The sequence below is a fragment of the Streptomyces anulatus genome (assembly GCF_014650675.1).
In the GTDB taxonomy this organism is placed as follows: domain Bacteria; phylum Actinomycetota; class Actinomycetes; order Streptomycetales; family Streptomycetaceae; genus Streptomyces; species Streptomyces anulatus.
Window position 1 is genome coordinate 71,415 of record NZ_BMVK01000004.1, and the last position, 17,230, is coordinate 88,644.

Genomic DNA, 17,230 nt, shown 5'->3' on the forward strand with positions numbered 1-17,230 from the left:
TGTTCCCTTGATCGTGCGAGGCAGGGCTTTCGGGGCACGCACTAGCGTGTGGCCCCTGGCAGACCCGCTGTATCCGACCGGGAGGTACCGACCGTGGCCAGTAAGTTCACCGAGCTCGCGATCGACTGCGCGGATCCCGCCGGCCTCGCCCGGTTCTGGTGCTCGGTCCTCGACTACGAGGTGCGGGACGAGGACGCGGAGGAAGGCGTCGTCACCATCGGCCCGCGCGCCGCACCCGAAGCGGAGGACCGCCCCGGCCCCGTGCCGCCGGTGCTGACCTTCGCGCGGGTGCCCGAGGGCAAGAGCGTCAAGAACCGGCTCCACATCGACGTCAGTCCCAGCGACCGGGAACAGGGCGACGAGGTCCGCCGGCTGATCGCCCTGGGCGCCCGTCGCGCCGACGTCGGCCAGGGCGACGCGAGCTGGATCGTGCTCACCGACCCGGAGGGCAACGAGTTCTGCGTCCTCGGGGACCGCCGCCCCTGAATCCGGGCGGCCTCGATCCCGGGTGGTGGTGCAGGATGCGTTACCGCATCATGATCCGCACGCACGGCGCGGCCGTGCGGGTCGCGGAACTGACAGTCGGACCTCCGACCACCCACAGCGAAGACGCGCGCTCTGTACCCGTCACGGGACGGCAAAGCACCACCGTCGTACGGCCACTTCGTCGGTTGCTGCCAGCGCTGATCCAGAACCGACGGGTAGGGCTCTACTACACGGGAGCCGACTCGTGACCTGCACCGGAGCCGACTTCGTGACCTGCCGAAAGGTGGCGGTAGGCGCGCGGGCTGCCCGCCCGCAAGCGAGGCTCGGGAGAGGAATCCCCAGGTCAGCGACGTGCCGGCTCGCCTCCGTGCGCCCCTCGTGCTGGCGTGCACCGATCGATGCGTAGGCACGGATAGTTATGATCCGTAGCGCCACGTGGGCACCATCCGAGTACGTCGCTTCATCTCGTCGAGCAGGGAGAGCGCCATGCCGTCCACACCCACCCGTCCCGCGTTCGAACTACGCATAGGCGAAGTCCACTTGACCGTCCAGCGCATCCCCGGATGGCTGGTGACAGCCGTCGCCACCGCCGTGGGAAGCGTGCTCGCCGCATGGTTCACGTCCCTGTGACCCGGGTGCGCGGAACCGGTCACGACCGATCGGGATTTTGAGCGGCTGTGCCCGAGGTGGTTGGCTCAGCTCACCCACCGAACAACCGACTGCTGGAGGAACAGCCATGGCGCAGGTCGAGGCCACGACGGAGCGGATCATCGCGGCGGACGCAGAGGCGGTGTTCGACGCGCTGGCCGACTACAAGGACGTCCGCGGCAAGGTGCTGACCGGGCACTTCAGCGAGTACGAGGTCCGGGAGGGCGGCGACGGCGAGGGCAGCCTCGTGCACTGGAAGCTCCAGGCGACCAGCAAGCGCGTCCGCGACTGCCTGCTGGAGGTCAGCGAGCCGACCGACGGGCAGCTCGTCGAGAAGGACCGCAACTCCTCCATGGTCACCACCTGGACCGTCACCCCGGCCGGTGAGGGGAAGTCCAAGGCCGTCGTGACCACGGTCTGGGACGGCGCGGGCGGCATCGGCGGGTTCTTCGAGCGGACCTTCGCGCCCAAGGGCCTCGGCCGGATCTACGACGAGCTGCTCCAGAACCTCGCCACCGAGGTCGAGAAGTAGGACCCCGCTGGGGCGTTCCGAGTGCCCCTCCCCGCACCGGAGGCCGGACGCGGCCGGCCTCGGCGGGACGGCCGGCCTCACCGGAACGGGTGGTTTTCCGGGGCGGCCGGTTGTGCGCCGTAGTGCCTCCCACCGGCGCATAAGCCCTCTGTGCGCGCCGCGTACGCCCCTCGTCACGTTTGCCCCGCCTTGCCGCGCGATGCGAGAAATGGGCGGCGCAGGTGCGACGAGGGGAGCGTTACGTGGTGGGTGGTATCACGCTGGTGAAGGACGAGCCGGACGGCCCGGGACCGGACGGCACGACTCCGGACGGCACGGCGGCGACGGTCGAACTCCCCGCCGCTCCGCCCCCGCCACCTCCTCCGGCGGGACCCGCACCCGGCCCGGACGCGGCGGAGATCAGCCCGCGCAAGGTCCGCATGGTCTTCCTCGGGCTGATGCTCACCCTGCTGCTCGCGGCGCTCGACCAGATGATCGTCGCCACCGCCCTGCCGAAGATCGTCGGCGAGCTGCACGGCCTGGAGAAGATGTCCTGGGCGGTCACCGCCTACCTCCTCGCCTCCACCATCGTCCTGCCGCTCTACGGCAAGCTCGGCGACCTCTTCGGCCGCAAGGGCGTCTTCCAGTTCGCCATCGTCGTCTTCATCATCGGCTCCGCGCTGGCGGGCTGGTCGCGCACCATGGACGAGCTGATCGCCTTCCGCGCCGTCCAGGGCATCGGCGGCGGCGGCCTCATGATCGGCGTCCAGGCGATCATCGCGGACATCGTCCCGGCCCGGGAGCGCGGCCGCTACATGGGCCTCATCGGCGCGGTCTTCGGCCTCGCCTCGGTCGCCGGCCCCCTGCTCGGCGGGTTCTTCACCGACCACGCCTCCTGGCGCTGGTGCTTCTACATCAACGTCCCCTTCGGCCTGGTCACCCTTGCCGTCATCGCCGTCGTCCTCAAACTGCCCAGGCCCGCCGTCCGGCCCCGGCTCGACGTCCTGGGCGCGGTGCTCCTCGCCGTCGCCTCCACCTGTCTGGTGCTGGTCACCAGCTGGGGCGGCACCGAGTACGCCTGGGGCTCGACCACCATCCTCGGGCTCGCGGCGGGCGCGGTCGTCACGACGGTGCTCTTCGTCGCCGCCGAACACCGGGCCGCAGAACCGATCATTCCGCTGCGGCTGTTCCGCGACTCCGTCTTCAACGTCACCGGCCTGGTCGGCGCGGTCGTCGGCATCGCGCTCTTCGGGGCCGCCAGCTACCTCCCCACCTACCTCCAGATGGTCGACGGGGCCAGCGCCACCGAGTCCGGGCTGCTGATGCTCCCGATGATGATGGGCATCGTCGGCGGCTCCATCGTCTCCGGCCAGCTCATCACCCGCACCGGCCGCTACCGGATCTACCCGATCCTCGGCAGCGCCGTCTCGGTGGTCGGCATGTGGCTGCTGTCCCTGCTGGAGGCGGACACCTCCCCCCTGGCGTACAGCTTCTACCAGGCCGTCCTCGGCATCGGCATCGGACTGGTCATGTCCGTCCTCGTGCTCGCCGTGCAGAACTCCGTACGCCCCTCGGACCTCGGCACCGCCACGAGTGCCAACAACTACTTCCGGCAGATCGGCGGCAGCGTCGGCGCGGCGATCTTCGGCACCCTGTTCGCCGGGCGGCTCTCCGACGCGCTCGGCGTACGGCTGCCCGCCGGTGCGGAGCTGCCCGACCCCGAGTCGATCACCCCGCAGATCGTCCACGCGATGGAGCCCGCGCTGCGCGACGCCTACATCCAGGCGTACGTCGACGCGATGCCGCGCATCTTCCTCTACCTCGTGCCGGTGCTCGTGCTCGGCCTGATCCTCGCCTTCTTCCTCAAGGAGAAACCGCTGGTGTCCCACCACAGCCCCGAAGCCGCCGCCGAGACCACGCCCTCCCGGATTCCCGCCGCCCGCGCCGACTCCGGCCGGCCCGCCTTCGGCTACCTCTCCGGGGTCCCGGTCCACGGGAGCGTCCAGCACCCCGACGGCACCTCCGTCCCCCGTGCCGCCCTCACCCTCATCGACGTCCAGGGGCAGCAGATCGGGCGCGGGGCCAGCGGCGAGGACGGGCGGTACGCGCTGAGCGTCCCCGGCGCCGGCTCCTACGTCCTGATCGCCGCAGCGGGCGGGCACCAGCCGCAGGCCGTCAGCGTCACCGTGGGCGAGCGTCCCGTCGAGCTGGACGTGGTGCTCGGCGGCGCCGGACGCCTCGCCGGGTCCGTCCTCACCCCCGACGGGGCGCCCGTGGGCGACGCGGCCGTCACCCTGACCGATGTTCGCGGCGAGGTCGTCGCCTCCACCCGTACCGGGCGCGAGGGCGGTTACGTCATCGGCGAACTGGTCGCCGGCGAGTACACCCTCGCCGCCAGCGCCCCCGCCTTCCGCCCCGCCGCCCTCCCGGTCAGCGTGCAGGCCGCGCGGGAGACCCGGCAGGACATCGAGCTGGCGGGCGGGGCCGTCCTGCGCGGCGTCGTCCGGGCCACCGGCGGCCGCCCCGTCGAGGACGCCCGGGTCACCCTGCTCGACGCGGCGGGCAACGTGGTGGACACCCTCACCACCGGACCCGACGGATCGTTCCGGTTCGTCGACCTGTCGTCCGGCGAGTACACCGTGATCGCCGCCGGGTACCCGCCGGTCGCCACCGTCCTCCAGGTCGCGGGCGGCGGCCGCACCGAGCGCGATCTCCAACTGGGCCACGAGGACTGAGACGTACGGGACTGAGACGTACGGGACCGAGACGTACGGGACCGAGGCGTACGGGGACGGGGCCGAGCGCCCGGGGCCGGTGAGGCTCCGGGGCTCAGCCCCGCACCGGCTCCCGTACCGGGTCCTCCCGCACCAGCCGCATCAGCGCCCGGGCCCCCGGGCTCAGACTCCGCGCCGCCGGAAGCACCACCACGCTCTCGTACACCGGCCGGCGGGCCCCCGTCAGCTCCACGGCGACCAGCCGGGCCGCCTCCGGCTTGCGGGAGAAGTGGTGCGGCACCACCGCGATCCCCAGCCCCTCCTGCACCAGCTCCAGCAGGCTGTGCACATCGTTGACCTCCAGGCCCACCGTCCGGCGCACCCCCGCCGCCGCGAACGCCTCGTCGGCGGCCCGCCTGGGACCCCAGTCCGGATGGAAGTCGATGAACGACGCCCCCGGCAGCTCCTCCCACCCCACCTCCGGCCGCCCGGCGAACGCGTGCCCCGCCGCGCACAGCAGCACCATCGGCTCCCGGGCCAGCGGCACCAGCTCCCCGCGCCACTCCGCCGGGCCGACCGTCGCGGCGAACGCCAGGTCGAGGCGTCCGCCGGCCACCCCGTCCAGCAGGCTGCTGGTGCCCTCCTGCCGCAGCCTCAGCTCCATCTGCGGATGCTCCCGGTGGAACGCCGCCAGCAGCCGCGCCGGGCTCACCCCCGCCACGCACTGCTCGACCCCGACCGTCAGCGTCCCGCGCAGCAGCCCCCGTACGGCGTCGACCGCGTCCCGCGCCGCCCGCGCGCCCGCCAGCGTGCGCTCCGCCTCCACCAGCAGCGCACGCCCGGCCTCGGTGAGCCGGACCGTGCGCGTGGTGCGGCTGAACAACGGGGTCCGCAGCTCCTGCTCCAGCGCCCGTACGGAGGCGGAGAGCCCGGACTGCGACACGGCGAGGCGCTCGGCGGCGCGGGTGAAGTGCTGCTCCTCGGCGACGGCGACGAAGTGCTCCAGCTGACGCAATTCCATGATTGAGCAATCTAGGCGATGAATCCGAGCGGAATCTCCTGTTGGACTGCTGGATCCATGTGCGGAAACCTGGACCGGGTGCGCGCCGGTCCCGGTGCGCCACCCCCGTACCCCTCCCGCGGAGCCCCGTATGTACCTGCCGTCCGCCGACCGCTACTCCGCCATGCCCTACCGGCGCACCGGCCGCAGCGGTCTGCTGCTGCCCGCGCTCTCCCTCGGCCTCTGGCACAACTTCGGGGGAGACCGGACCCCCGAGGCGCAGGGCGCCATCCTGCGCCGCGCCTTCGACCTCGGCATCACCCACTTCGACCTGGCCAACAACTACGGCCCGCCGCCCGGCTCCGCCGAACTCACCCTGGGCCGCGCCCTGGCGACCGACTTCGCCCACCTGCGCGACGAGATCGTCATCTCCACCAAGGCCGGCTACCACATGTGGGAAGGGCCGTACGGGGAGTGGGGCTCGCGCAAGTACCTGCGCTCCTCCCTCGACCAGAGCCTCAAGCGCCTCGGTATCGAGTACGTCGACATCTTCTACTCCCACCGGCCCGACCCGGAGACCCCCCTCGAAGAGACGATGGGCGCGCTCGACTCCGCCGTACGGCAGGGCAAGGCGTTGTACGTCGGTCTCTCCAACTACTCCGCCGCGCAGACCCGCGAGGCCGCCGCGATCCTCAAGGACCTCGGAACGCCGCTGCTCATCCACCAGCCCCGCTACTCGATGCTCGACCGCCGGATCGAGGACGACGGGCTGCCGGACGTCCTGGACGAGCTGGGCGCCGGGTCCATCGCCTACTCGCCGCTGGAGCAGGGGATCCTGACCGACCGCTATCTGAACGGCATTCCGGCCGGGTCCCGGGCGGCGGGCACCAGCCCCTTCCTGTCCGCCGACGCCGTCACCCCGGAGCTGGTGGAGCGGCTGCGCGCGCTGGACGCCCTGGCGAAGGAGCGTGGCCAGTCGCTCGCGCAGCTGGCCCTGGCGTGGGTGCTGCGCGGCGGCCGGCTCACCTCCGCCGTCGTCGGCGCGAGCAGCGTCGCCCAGCTGGAGAACAGCGTCGAGGCCGCCCGGAACCTGGAGTTCACCGAGGACGAGCTGTCCCGGATCGAGGAACTGCTGCGGGACGCGAAGAGCGCCTGACTCGGGTCAGGTGACGGAGCGGGCGGGCGGCGCGGCCGGCAGGACGTGCTCGCCGGCCTTGTCCGTGCTGAGGCACAGCGAGCAGACCATGGCGTCGTGCGCCCGGCAGGCGGCCAGGTCGGGGCGTTCGTACGACTGACGGCAGACATGGCAGTCGTAGGTGACCGCGCTCGGGTTGCCCTCGGCGTCGAGCAGCGGCACCGGGATGCCGTCGTCGCTCCGGCGCAGGTAGTACTTGCCCCGGGTGACGACGGCCATGACCGGGGTGAGGACGAAGGCGATCACGACGGCGGCCACCGGGGAGTACGGCTGGAGCGTGTCCCCGAAGGCGTGGAAGTACATCGCGATGGACAGCCCGGAGGCGGCGGTGAACGAGGTCACGCCGACCGGGTTGACCGCGTAGAGCATGCCCCGGCGGAACTCCGGCGCGTGCGGGGACAGCTTCAGCAGGTACTTGTTCACCCCGATGTCCGTGGCGACGGTGACCACCCAGGCGATGGCGCAGTTCGCGTAGAAGCCCAGGACGCTGTTGAGGAAGCTGAACATGTCGGCCTCCATCAGCACCAGCGCGAACGCCAGGTTGACCAGGACGAAGACCATGCGGCCCGGGTAGTGCCTGGTGACGCGGGTGAAGGAGTTCGTCCACGCCAGCGAACCGGAGTAGGCGTTCGTGACGTTGATCTTGATCTGGCTGATGACGACCAGGACCACGGCCAGCGGGACCACCAGCCAGGACGGCATCATCGCGTCGAACGCCCCGCGGAACTGCTGGATCGGCTCGGTCGCCGCGGCCGGTCCCACCTCGGAGAGGATGTAGACGGCGAGGAAGACGCCGATGGCCTGCTTCAGCGCGCCGAGCACCACCCAGCCGGGCCCGGCCATGACCACCGCAGTCCACCAACTGCGCCTGTTCGCACCGGTCTTCGGCGGCATGAAGCGCAGATAGTCGATCTGCTCACCGATCTGCGCGATGAGGGAGAGGCAGACGCCCGCGCCGAGGAGCACGGAAGCGGTGTTGACCCCGCCCTCGCCGTCGGTGCCCGCGTAGGCGAGGAAGCTGTCGACGGTGCCCGGTTCGGTGGCGACCAGATAGACCAGCGGCCCGACCATGAGCAGCAGCCAGATCGGCGTGGTCCACACCTGGAGCTTGCTGAGGGCCTTCATCCCGTAGATGACGAGCGGGATGACCATGAGCGTCGAGACGGCGTAACCCAGCCACAGCGGCAGCCCGAAGCCGAGTTCGAGGCCCTGGGCCATGATCGCGCCTTCGAGGGCGAAGAAGATGACGGTGAAGCTGGCGAAGATGACGCCGGTGAGGACCGAGCCGTAGTAGCCGAAGCCGGAGCCCCGGGTGATCAGGTCCAGGTCGATGTTGTAGCGGGCGGCGTAGTAGGCGAGCGGGAATCCGGTGATGAAGATGAGGGTCGCGGCTACGGTGATCGCGACCAGGGCGTTGCCGGTGCCGTGGGCCATGGCGATGCCCGCGCCGATGGAGAAGTCGGCCATGTACGCGATGCCGCCCAGCGCGGTGGTGGCCACGACCATCGGGGTCCAGCGGCGGTAACTGCGCGGCGCGAAGCGGAGGGTGTAGTCCTCCAGCGTCTCCCGCACCGCCTGACCGTTGTCCGGTTCGGCGGGCGGTGCGGGGTCCGGTGGGGCCGGTTCGGCGAGCTGTATGCGGGTGTCCATGGCGGGCGACGGTAGGCAGCCGCCGTTACCCTCGCGTACGGCCGGTGTGACGGGGGAGTTTCGGCGCGCTCACAGGGTGCTGACGTCGCGTCAGAAGGCGGCGTCAGGAGGTGGCGTCAGGAGGTGGCGTCAGGGGGCGATGCCCACCCCGTCGATCCGGCCCCAGGCCCGCTCCTGCTCGGCGGTCATGGCGGGCCAGGCGAGCCCGCCCGGCCGGGGCAGGACCCGGGAGGCGTACGGGGACGGCCGGAACGCCGGATCGTAGAAGCAGCCCGTGCCGCGACCCCGGTCGAAGGCGGCGCACGACGCGGCCAGCGAGCGCGGGGTCGGCTTGCGGCCGGTGCGGGCCCAACGGTCCAGCGCGGCGATGGAGTTGGCGTACTCGGCACTGCTCAGCCCGCTGTGCTCGCTCTCCCGGGTGAAGGTCTGCACGAGACGGTGCTCCCGGCCCGCGCCCCGCAGCGCGGCCCGGTAGGCGGACTCGTGCTCGACGAACGCCGTGGGGTCCCCGATCGCGTGCAGCGTGAGGACGGGCAGGGACACCCGCCCGGTGAGGTCGCTGTCCCACGAGAGGTCCCGACGCGCGGCGGGGTCCGCCGAGAACCGTTCCACGCCCGCGTTCAGCGCCCGGTCGTCGTGCGAACCCGCGTACCGGACACCCCGGTTGGAGAAGGGGTTGCGGCCGCCCAGCCGCGTCGCGACGATGTCGCGGAAGGTGAACGTCGCAAACCGCAGATGCGACTCCAGGGACCGCTCCGGGATCCCGGTGACGGCCAGGATGTCGTCGAGGTTGCGCTGCTGGAGCGCGGTCCGCTCCGCCGGTTCGGCGTCGAAACCCGTGCACTCCCGCAGCCGGGCGCTCAGCCCGGCCGACGTCATCGTGGAGCCCGGACGCAGCCCCTGCCACAGCGGATACCGCTGCTCGGTGGGGCGCGGATGGTTGCCGCAGTAGTACTGGTAGACCACGCGCAGGTCGACCCGGTAGTCGTAGCCGCGCGAGCCGCCGCCCAGGACGCCGTTGGTCAGCAGCACCCCGTCGTACGCGCCCGGCTCCGTGCCGTACGTCTCCGCGACCTTCGCGGCCACGTTGCCGCCCCAGGACTGGCCGTGCACATAGGTCCGCTCCGGCTTCCCGAACCGGCCGAGGAACACCCGGCGGACGCTCTCGGTGTCGGCCGCCGCCATCCGGGTCCCGTAGCCGCCGCGCCGGTACGAGGAGCCGGCCCAGGCGTACCCCTCCTCGACCATGACGGCCCAGCGCTCCAGGTCCTCGGTGGAGCGGGCCGGGTCCGAGGCGTCGCCCAGGTCGGGCCCGCCGTGCGCGTGCACCACCAGCGAGCCGTTCCAGCGGACCGGGACGGCGAGCGCGTAGTGCGCCCCGTTCCCGTCCTGACCCGTGTAGCACCGCGCCTTCCCGGCCAGCTCCGCCGGGCAGTCGGCGACGACCGGGGCCGCGGACGGGGCGGGCGACGCGGCGGCCGCGGGAGCCTCGCCGGCCGTGCCGAGGAGCAGGGCCGCGACCGTCGCGGCCAGCGCGGCGGAGCGCAGCCGGTGGCGGCGGTACAGCGGCAGTGCGGGGGTGGGCGCGTGGGGGGAGTTCACGGGGGCGGCTCCTGGCTGTCTGCCCGGCGCGGGTGTGCGCCGGGATGCCGGGATGCTAGGAAGCGCCGCACCCGGGGGAGAAGCCCCGCGCGCATTGCGTTCATAGTGTTCGTCCCGGGCGCCCGACGCGTGCCACCGCGAGGGAGCGACGACGGGGCCATCGACAGGCCACCGACGGGACCACTGGAGGGACCTTCGGCGGACTGGACCTCTGACAGGCCGCCCCTCCCTGGCCCGCGCCGCTCACGGCGCGTACGGTGTGGCGGCATGAAGATCCTCATCAGCGCGGACATGGAAGGCGCCACCGGAGTGACCTGGCCGGCCGACGTGCTGCCGGGGACGCCGCAGTGGGAGCGCTGCCGGTCGATGTTCACCTCCGACGTGAACGCGGCCGCGCTCGGCTTCCTGGACGGCGGCGCCGACGAGGTCCTGGTCAACGAGGCCCACTGGTCGATGCGGAACCTGCTGCTGGAGCACATGGACGAACGGGTCCAGATGCTCACCGGCAAGCACAAGTCGCTGTCCATGGTGGAGGGCATCCAGCACGGCGACGTGGACGCGGTGGCCTTCGTCGGCTACCACACCGGTGCCGGCACGGAGGGCGTCCTCGCCCACACCTACCTCGCCAACTCCATCACCGGCGTCTGGCTGAACGGCGTCCGGGCGAGCGAGGGGCTGCTCAACGCGCATGTCGCCGCCGAGTACGGCGTGCCCGTCGTCCTCGTCACCGGCGACGATCTGACCTGCCTGGACGCCGAGGGATACGCCCCCGACGCCCGGAAGGTCGCCGTCAAGGACTACGTATCCCGCTACGCCGCGGTGTGCCGCACCCCGGCCCGTACCGCCGCCGACATCAGGGCGGCGGCGAAGGCCGCCTGTGCCCTCGCGGGCCGGCGGGAGCCCGTCACCGGGTCCGCGTTCACCGTGGAGCTGGAGTTCGACGCCGAACATCTGGCGGCCGCGGCGACCGTGGTCCCCGGCGTGGCGGCGAGCGGAGAGAGGCGCGTCGCGTACACCAGCGCGACGATGTACGAAGGAATTCGCACGTTCAAGGCGGTGACGACGATCGTGTCGGCCGCTGTGGAGGAACAGTATGGCTGAGGCCCCCGACCTGCTCGGACCCGTCGACCGGCAGGCCCTCGACGAAGTGGTGACGTTCACCTCCGAACTCATCCGCATCGACACCACCAACCGGGGCGGCGGCGACTGCCGGGAGCGCCCGGCCGCCGAGTACGTCGCCCAACGGCTCGCCGACGCCGGAATCGAGCCGACGCTGCTGGAGCGGACCCCCGGCCGGACCAACGTGGTCGCCCGGATCCCCGGCACCGACCCGACGGCCGACGCGCTGCTCGTCCACGGCCACCTCGACGTGGTGCCCGCCGAGCCCGCCGACTGGAGCGTGCACCCCTTCTCCGGCGAGGTGAGCGACGGAGTCGTGTGGGGGAGGGGCGCCGTCGACATGAAGAACATGGACGCGATGGTCCTCTCCGTCGTACGGGGCTGGGCCCGCGAGGGCTTCCGCCCCCGGCGCGACATCGTCATCGCGTACACCGCGGACGAGGAGGACAGCGCCGCCGACGGCTCCGGCTTCCTCGCCGATCAGCACCCGGAGCTGTTCGAGGGCTGCACGGAGGGCATCAGCGAGTCGGGCGCCTTCACCTTCCACGCGGGCGACGGCCTCTCGCTGTACCCGATCGCGGCGGGCGAGCGCGGCACCGGCTGGCTGAAGCTGACCGCCGAGGGCCGGGCCGGGCACGGCTCCAAGGTCAACCGGGAGAACGCGGTGAGCTCCCTGGCCGCCGCCGTCGCCCGGATCGGCGAGCACGAGTGGCCCATCCGGCTCACCCCGACCGTCCGGGCCGCGATCACCGAGATCGCCGCCCTGCACGGCATCACCGCCGATCTGGACGACCCCGGCTTCGACGTCGCCCAACTCCTCGGCAAGCTCGGCCCGGCCGCGTCCCTGGTCGAGAACACCGTCCGCAACAGCAGCAACCCGACGATGATGGACGCCGGTTACAAGGTCAACGTGATCCCCGGCCACGCCACCGCCTTCATCGACGGGCGGATGGTCCCCGGCGGCGACGACGAGTTCCACGCGACCCTGGACCGGCTCACCGGCCCCTCGGTCTCCTGGGAGTTCTACCACCGCGAGCAGGCCCTGACGGCCCCGGTCGACTCACCGACGTACGCCAAGCTGCGCGCCGCCGTCGAGCGGTTCGACCCGGACGCCCACACCGTCCCGTACTGCATGTCGGGCGGCACCGACGCCAAGCAGTTCGCCCGCCTCGGGATCACCGGCTACGGCTTCACCCCGCTGAAGCTGCCGGTCGGCTTCGACTACCAGCGGCTCTTCCACGGCGTCGACGAGCGCGTCCCCGTCGACGCCCTCCACTTCGGCGTCCGTGTGCTCGACCACTACCTGCGCACCGCCTGACCGACCGCCGACCGATCCGCGCCCCGGGGGGACCTACGTGAACACCGTGCCAGCAGCTCCGTACGGAACCTGGCCGTCGCCGGTCGACGCGGCACTCGCCGCCTCGCACGACGGCCGCCCCGACCACCTCGGCACCGTCGGGGACGAGGTGTGGTGGACCGAGCCGCGCCCCGCCGAGGACGGCCGGCGCGCCCTGATGCGCCGACGCGCCGACGGCACCGTCGCCCCGGTGCTGCCCGCCCCCTGGAACACCCGCAGCCGGGTGATCGAGTACGGCGGGCAGCCCTGGGCGGGCACCGTGCGCGAGGACGGCGAACTCCTCGTGGTGTTCGTCCACTTCACCGACCAGCGGCTGTACGCCTACGCCCCCGACGGGCCCGACGAGCCGTGGCCGCTCACCCCCGTCCGGGACGTCGGCGGCGGGCTGCGCTGGGTGGACCCGCAGGTGCGCCCGGAACACGGGGCGGCGGGCGAGGTCTGGTGTGTGCTGGAGGAGTTCACCGGGCCCGCGCCCACCGACGTACGGCGCGTCGTCGCCGCCGTGCCGCTCGACGGGTCGGCGGCCGACGACCGGGCGGCGGTCCGTGAACTCTCCGACGACCGGCACCGGTTCGTCACCGGCCCCAAGGTCTCCCACGACGGGCGGCGGGCGGCCTGGATCGCCTGGGACCACCCCCGGATGCCGTGGGACGGCACGGTGGTCATGCTGGCGGAGATCGACGAAGCGGGTGGGTTCACCGGCGTACGGCCCCTCGTCGGCGACCTCGACGAATCGGTCTGCCAGGTGGAGTGGGACCGCGACGGCAGCCTCCTGTTCGTCTCCGACCTCGCCGACTGGTGGGAGCTCCAGCGCATCCGCCCCGACGCGGCTCCGGGCGGCGCGGTCCCCAGCAGCCGCCTTCTGCCGCCCCGGGGCGAGGAGTTCGGCGGTCCGCTCTGGAAGATCGGGCTGCGCTGGTTCCATCCGCTGGACAACGGGCTGATCGCCGTCCTGCACGGCAGGGGCGGTATGCGGCTCGGCATCCTCGACCCGGAGACCGGCGAACTCGCCGACGTACCGGGCCCCTGGACCTCCTGGGCCGACACGCTCGCCGTCCACGGCAGCCGGGTCGTCGGCGTCGCGGCGAGCCCCCGCAGCGGGCCCGAGGTCGTCGAGCTGGACACCGCGACCGGGCACACCCGCGTCATCGGCGCACCCCACCACGACGCGGTCGACCCCGCGTACTACCCGGTGCCCGAGGACCGCACCTTCACCGGCCCCGACGGCCGCGGGATCCACGCCCACATCTACCCGCCGCACAGCCCCGACCGCACCGGACCCGAGGGCGAGAAGCCCCCGTACGTCGTCTGGGCGCACGGCGGGCCCACCGGCCACGCCCCGCTCGTCCTCGACCTGGAGATCGCCTACTTCACCTCGCGCGGCATCGGCGTGGCCGAGGTCAACTACGGCGGCTCCACCGGCTACGGCCGCGGCTACCGCGAACTCCTGCGCGGCCAGTGGGGCGTGGTGGACGTGGACGACTGCGCGGCCGTCGCCTCGGCCCTGGTCGCGGAGGGCGCCGCCGACCCGGACAAACTCGCCGTGCGGGGCGGCAGCGCGGGCGGCTGGACCACCGCGGCATCGCTGACCAGCACGGACATCTACGCCTGCGGGACGATTCTCTACCCGATCCTGGACCTCGAAGGGTGGGCCACGGACGAGACCCACGACTTCGAGTCGCAGTATCTGGAGTCCCTCGTGGGTCCCTTCGCCGAGGTGCCCGAGCGCTACCGGGAACGTTCGCCGCTCCACCGCACCGACCGGCTGAACACCCCCTTCCTGCTGCTCCAGGGCCTGGACGACGTGATCTGCCCGCCCGCCCAGTGCGAGCGGTTCCTCGCCGCCCTCGCCGGACGGGGCGTCGCCCACGCCTACATCGCCTTCGAGGGGGAGAGCCACGGCTTCCGGCGCGTGGAGACCCTGGTCCGCGCACTCGAAGCCGAACTCTCCCTCTACGCGCAGACGTTCGGAATCGACCGCCCCGACGTACCGCCCCTGGAGCTGACCAGGTGATCCGGGAGGACCACGGCCCGGCGGCGGCCCTCGCCCGGCCTCCCCGGCTGCGCCCCGGCTCCCGGGTCGCCGTCGTCGCGCCCAGCGGCCCCGTCCCCGCCGACCGGCTGGAGGAAGGCCTCGCCTTCCTGCGCGGCTGGGGCCTCGAACCCGTCGTCGGCGCCCATGTCCGCACGGTGCACCCCGAGTTGGACTACCTCGCCGGGTCGGACGCCGGCCGCGCGGAGGACATTGAGCGGGCGTGGTGCGACCCGTCCGTGGAGGCCGTGCTCTGCGCCAGGGGAGGATACGGCGCCCACCGGATGGTCGACCTGGTCGACTGGGCGGCGGTCCGGGCCGCCGGGCCCAAGGTGTTCGTCGGCTACAGCGACATCACGGTGCTGCACGAGGCGCTCGCCCTGCGCGCCGGGTTCGCGACCCTGCACGGGCCGATGGTCGCCACCGAGGCCTTCCTGAAGGACGCGGCGACCCGTGAGCACCTGCGCGCCACGCTCTTCGCGCCGGAGACCGTCACCACCCTCGGCCTGGAATCGGCGGGCGCCCTGGTCCCCGGCCGGGCGCGGGGCGTCCTGTACGGCGGTTGCGTCAGCCTGCTCGCCGCCGGAACCGGCGCCCCGGGCGGCCGGACCCATGCCCGGGGCGGACTGCTGGTGATCGAGGACACCGGGGAGGAGCCCTACCGGCTGGACGGCATCCTCACCCGGCTCCTGCGGTCCGGAGCCCTGGACGGAGTCGCCGGGGTGGCCTGCGGCTCCTGGCAGGAGTGCGGCCCGTACGAGAAGATCCGCGCCGTGCTCGCCGACCGGCTCGGTCCGCTGGGCATACCCGTGGTCGAGGAGCTGGGCTTCGGGCACGGACCGACCGCGCTGACGATTCCCCTGGGCGTGCCCGCGACGCTCGACGCACCGGCCGACGGCGGGCGTTGCACGCTGACCGTCGAGGCCCCCGCCCTGCGCTGACCCTTCCGGTCCGCCCGGATGTGTCTTTCACGCACGGAACGTGAATATCCGTCAAGAACCGCTGACCGATACGTTGACACGGTCGTGAGCTGTGTCACAGCATGAGCGCGGCCCAATACTTACCGGTCGGTAAGGTGTCCTCGGTGTGGAGGTCTTCGTGTCAGGTGCTGTTTCCAGAGTGCGCGGCCCGCTCGTGGCGGTCGCCGGGGCGGCCCTCGTCGCCCCCCTCGTCCTCGCCGGCCCGGCCCGTGCCGAGGCCGATCCGTACACCGTCACCCCGCTGAGGTTCACCGTCGAGGCGGGCGGCCGCACCTGCACGGTGGACGCCGATCTCTACCGGCCCGCCGGGGCCGACGCGGACCGCCCCGCCCCCGCGGTCCTCGCCACCAACGGTTTCGGCGGCAGCAAGTCCGACGGCTCCACCGACGCCATCGGCAAGGCCTTCGCCGAGCGCGGCTACGTCGGGCTCGTCTACTCGGGCCTCGGCTTCGGCGGGTCCGGCTGTCTGATCACCCTCGACGACCCCGCCATCGACGGCAAGGCCGCCGGTGAACTCCTCGACTTCCTCGGGGGAGTTCGCGCGGCCGACGACGGGACCGAGGCCGACTTCGTCACCCGGGACGCCGACGGCGACCCGAGGGTCGGCATGATCGGCGGCTCCTACGGCGGCGCGATCCAACTGGCGACCGCCGCGGTCGACCCCCGCATCGACGCCCTCGTCCCGCTGATCACCTGGAACGACCTCGGCTACGCCCTGGCCCCCAACAACACCGGGGCACACACCGGCGTCACCTCCGACACCCCCGGCGTCTTCAAGTGGCAGTGGACCAACGGCTTCTACCTGATCGGCGAGGGCCAGCCGCTCCTCAACCCGAGCCTGGACCCCTCCCGTATCAACGGCCTCGACTGCCTGCACTTCGCGACCCGTGCCTGCGAGACCATCCGGCTGCTCAACTCGGGCCGCTACCCCGCCGACCGGACCGAGGAGATGCTCGCCTACGCGCGCAGCGTCTCGCCCGTCTCCTACCTCGACCGGGTCAAGGCCCCCACGCTCATCGTCCAGGGCCAGGCCGACAGCCTGTTCAACCTCAACGAGGCCACCGCCACCTATCGGACGCTCAAGGCGCAGGGCACCGAGACCAAGATGATCTGGCAGTCCTGGGGGCACAGCGGCGGCCAAGTCCCCGGCGAACTCGACCTGAGTCAGGGCAATCTGGAGACCAGCCACGTCGGACAGCGGGTACTGGCCTGGTTCGACCGCTACCTCCACAAGAAGACGGACACCGACACCGGACCCGCCTTCTCCTACTACCGCGACTGGCAGAGCGGCTACGGATCCGCCTCCGACGTTCCCGCCCTCTCGCGGTCCCTGTACCTCTCCGGCGACGGCAAACTCGTCGACAACCGCTCCAAGGTGGCGCGCGGCAGCCGCCAGTACACCAACTGGCTCGTGCCGACGAGCCACTCCGAGAGCTCCATCGCCCCGCTGATCGGACTGCCCGACCCCAAGCCGTACGACACCAGGGGCACCTACCTCGGCTGGCGCAGCGAACCCCTCGCCGAGCCCCTCGACGTCGTCGGCGCGCCGAAGGCCACCCTGAAGGTCGTCTCGCCGAAGACGGAACGGGTCCAGAACAGCGGCGACGCCTCCGACAAGCTCGTCCTGTTCGCCAAGGTCTACGACGTCGCGCCCGACGGCGGCCGTACGCTCGTGAACCGGCTCGTCTCCCCGGTCCGGGTCCCCGACGTCACCCGGCCCTTCACGGTGGAGCTGCCCGGCATCGTCCACCGGTACGAGAAGGGGCACCGCCTGGAGTTCGTGATCGCCGCCAGCGACACCGCATACTTCGGCAACCGGGGCGTCAAGCCCGTCACCGTCGTCCACGCCCCCGAGGACACCGGCGTACTGGAACTCCCGGTGGTCCCGGCCGGCTGAGGCCACCCCGCCCCCGTTCACCCGAACGGCGGTACAACA

13 protein-coding genes are annotated in these 17,230 nt (G+C 72.3%); 10 read left to right on the plus strand and 3 right to left on the minus strand.

Features of this window, described 5'->3' with window-relative positions:
* Positions 1-93: 93 nt before the first annotated feature.
* The 4 genes from IE272_RS12015 to IE272_RS12030 all read left to right on the plus strand — a co-directional run bounded on the left by IE272_RS12015 (position 94) and on the right by IE272_RS12030 (position 4,380).
* Positions 94-486, plus strand: coding sequence for a VOC family protein (locus tag IE272_RS12015; protein ID WP_050359091.1), 393 nt, complete (start codon positions 94-96; stop codon positions 484-486).
* A gap of 486 nt (positions 487-972) precedes the next feature.
* On the plus strand, positions 973-1,116 hold the full coding sequence (locus IE272_RS12020; protein ID WP_157875702.1) for a hypothetical protein: 144 nt from the start codon (positions 973-975) through the stop codon (positions 1,114-1,116).
* A 106-nt stretch (positions 1,117-1,222) separates the two neighbouring features.
* A complete protein-coding gene (locus tag IE272_RS12025) occupies positions 1,223-1,666 on the plus strand; it encodes an SRPBCC family protein (protein WP_007459791.1) in 444 nt (147 codons plus the stop codon).
* A gap of 242 nt (positions 1,667-1,908) precedes the next feature.
* The gene (locus tag IE272_RS12030) at positions 1,909-4,380 is read left to right on the plus strand and encodes an MFS transporter (protein WP_050359092.1); all 2,472 of its coding nucleotides are present in this window, start codon (positions 1,909-1,911) and stop codon (positions 4,378-4,380) included.
* Between the two features lie 94 nt (positions 4,381-4,474).
* On the opposite strand, the gene IE272_RS12035 is transcribed toward IE272_RS12030, so the two are convergent.
* A complete protein-coding gene (locus IE272_RS12035; protein WP_057666763.1) occupies positions 4,475-5,380 on the minus strand; it encodes a LysR family transcriptional regulator in 906 nt (301 codons plus the stop codon).
* A gap of 130 nt (positions 5,381-5,510) precedes the next feature.
* Here IE272_RS12035 and IE272_RS12040 point away from each other — a divergent pair, with 130 nt between their 5' ends.
* Entirely contained in the window at positions 5,511-6,515 is a 1,005-nt protein-coding gene (locus IE272_RS12040) for an aldo/keto reductase (RefSeq protein ID WP_050359095.1), read from the plus strand.
* Between the two features lie 6 nt (positions 6,516-6,521).
* On the opposite strand, the gene IE272_RS12045 is transcribed toward IE272_RS12040, so the two are convergent.
* Together IE272_RS12045 and IE272_RS12050 are read right to left on the minus strand one after the other, a co-directional pair.
* The gene (locus IE272_RS12045; protein ID WP_190006826.1) at positions 6,522-8,204 is read right to left on the minus strand and encodes a purine-cytosine permease family protein; all 1,683 of its coding nucleotides are present in this window, start codon (positions 8,202-8,204) and stop codon (positions 6,522-6,524) included.
* A 129-nt stretch (positions 8,205-8,333) separates the two neighbouring features.
* Positions 8,334-9,806: an alpha/beta hydrolase gene (locus IE272_RS12050; RefSeq protein WP_190006827.1), complete on the minus strand. Its 1,473-nt coding sequence runs from the start codon at positions 9,804-9,806 to the stop codon at positions 8,334-8,336.
* A gap of 267 nt (positions 9,807-10,073) precedes the next feature.
* On the opposite strand from IE272_RS12050, the gene IE272_RS12055 reads away from it, so the two are divergent.
* The 5 genes from IE272_RS12055 to IE272_RS12075 all read left to right on the plus strand — a co-directional run bounded on the left by IE272_RS12055 (position 10,074) and on the right by IE272_RS12075 (position 17,191).
* Entirely contained in the window at positions 10,074-10,907 is an 834-nt protein-coding gene (locus IE272_RS12055) for a M55 family metallopeptidase (RefSeq protein ID WP_057666770.1), read from the plus strand.
* Positions 10,900-12,243: a M20/M25/M40 family metallo-hydrolase gene (locus IE272_RS12060; protein ID WP_050359100.1), complete on the plus strand. Its 1,344-nt coding sequence runs from the start codon at positions 10,900-10,902 to the stop codon at positions 12,241-12,243. Before IE272_RS12055 ends, IE272_RS12060 begins: the two co-directional genes overlap by 8 nt.
* A 37-nt stretch (positions 12,244-12,280) precedes the next feature.
* Positions 12,281-14,296 (plus strand): S9 family peptidase, encoded by a 2,016-nt coding sequence (locus tag IE272_RS12065; RefSeq protein ID WP_098892734.1) that lies wholly within the window; start codon positions 12,281-12,283, stop codon positions 14,294-14,296.
* Positions 14,293-15,255: a S66 peptidase family protein gene (locus IE272_RS12070; RefSeq protein ID WP_190006828.1), complete on the plus strand. Its 963-nt coding sequence runs from the start codon at positions 14,293-14,295 to the stop codon at positions 15,253-15,255. Before IE272_RS12065 ends, IE272_RS12070 begins: the two co-directional genes overlap by 4 nt.
* Positions 15,256-15,433: 178 nt before the next feature.
* Positions 15,434-17,191, plus strand: a complete 1,758-nt coding sequence (locus tag IE272_RS12075; protein ID WP_190006829.1) for a CocE/NonD family hydrolase — start codon at positions 15,434-15,436, stop codon at positions 17,189-17,191.
* Positions 17,192-17,230: the final 39 nt, after the last annotated feature.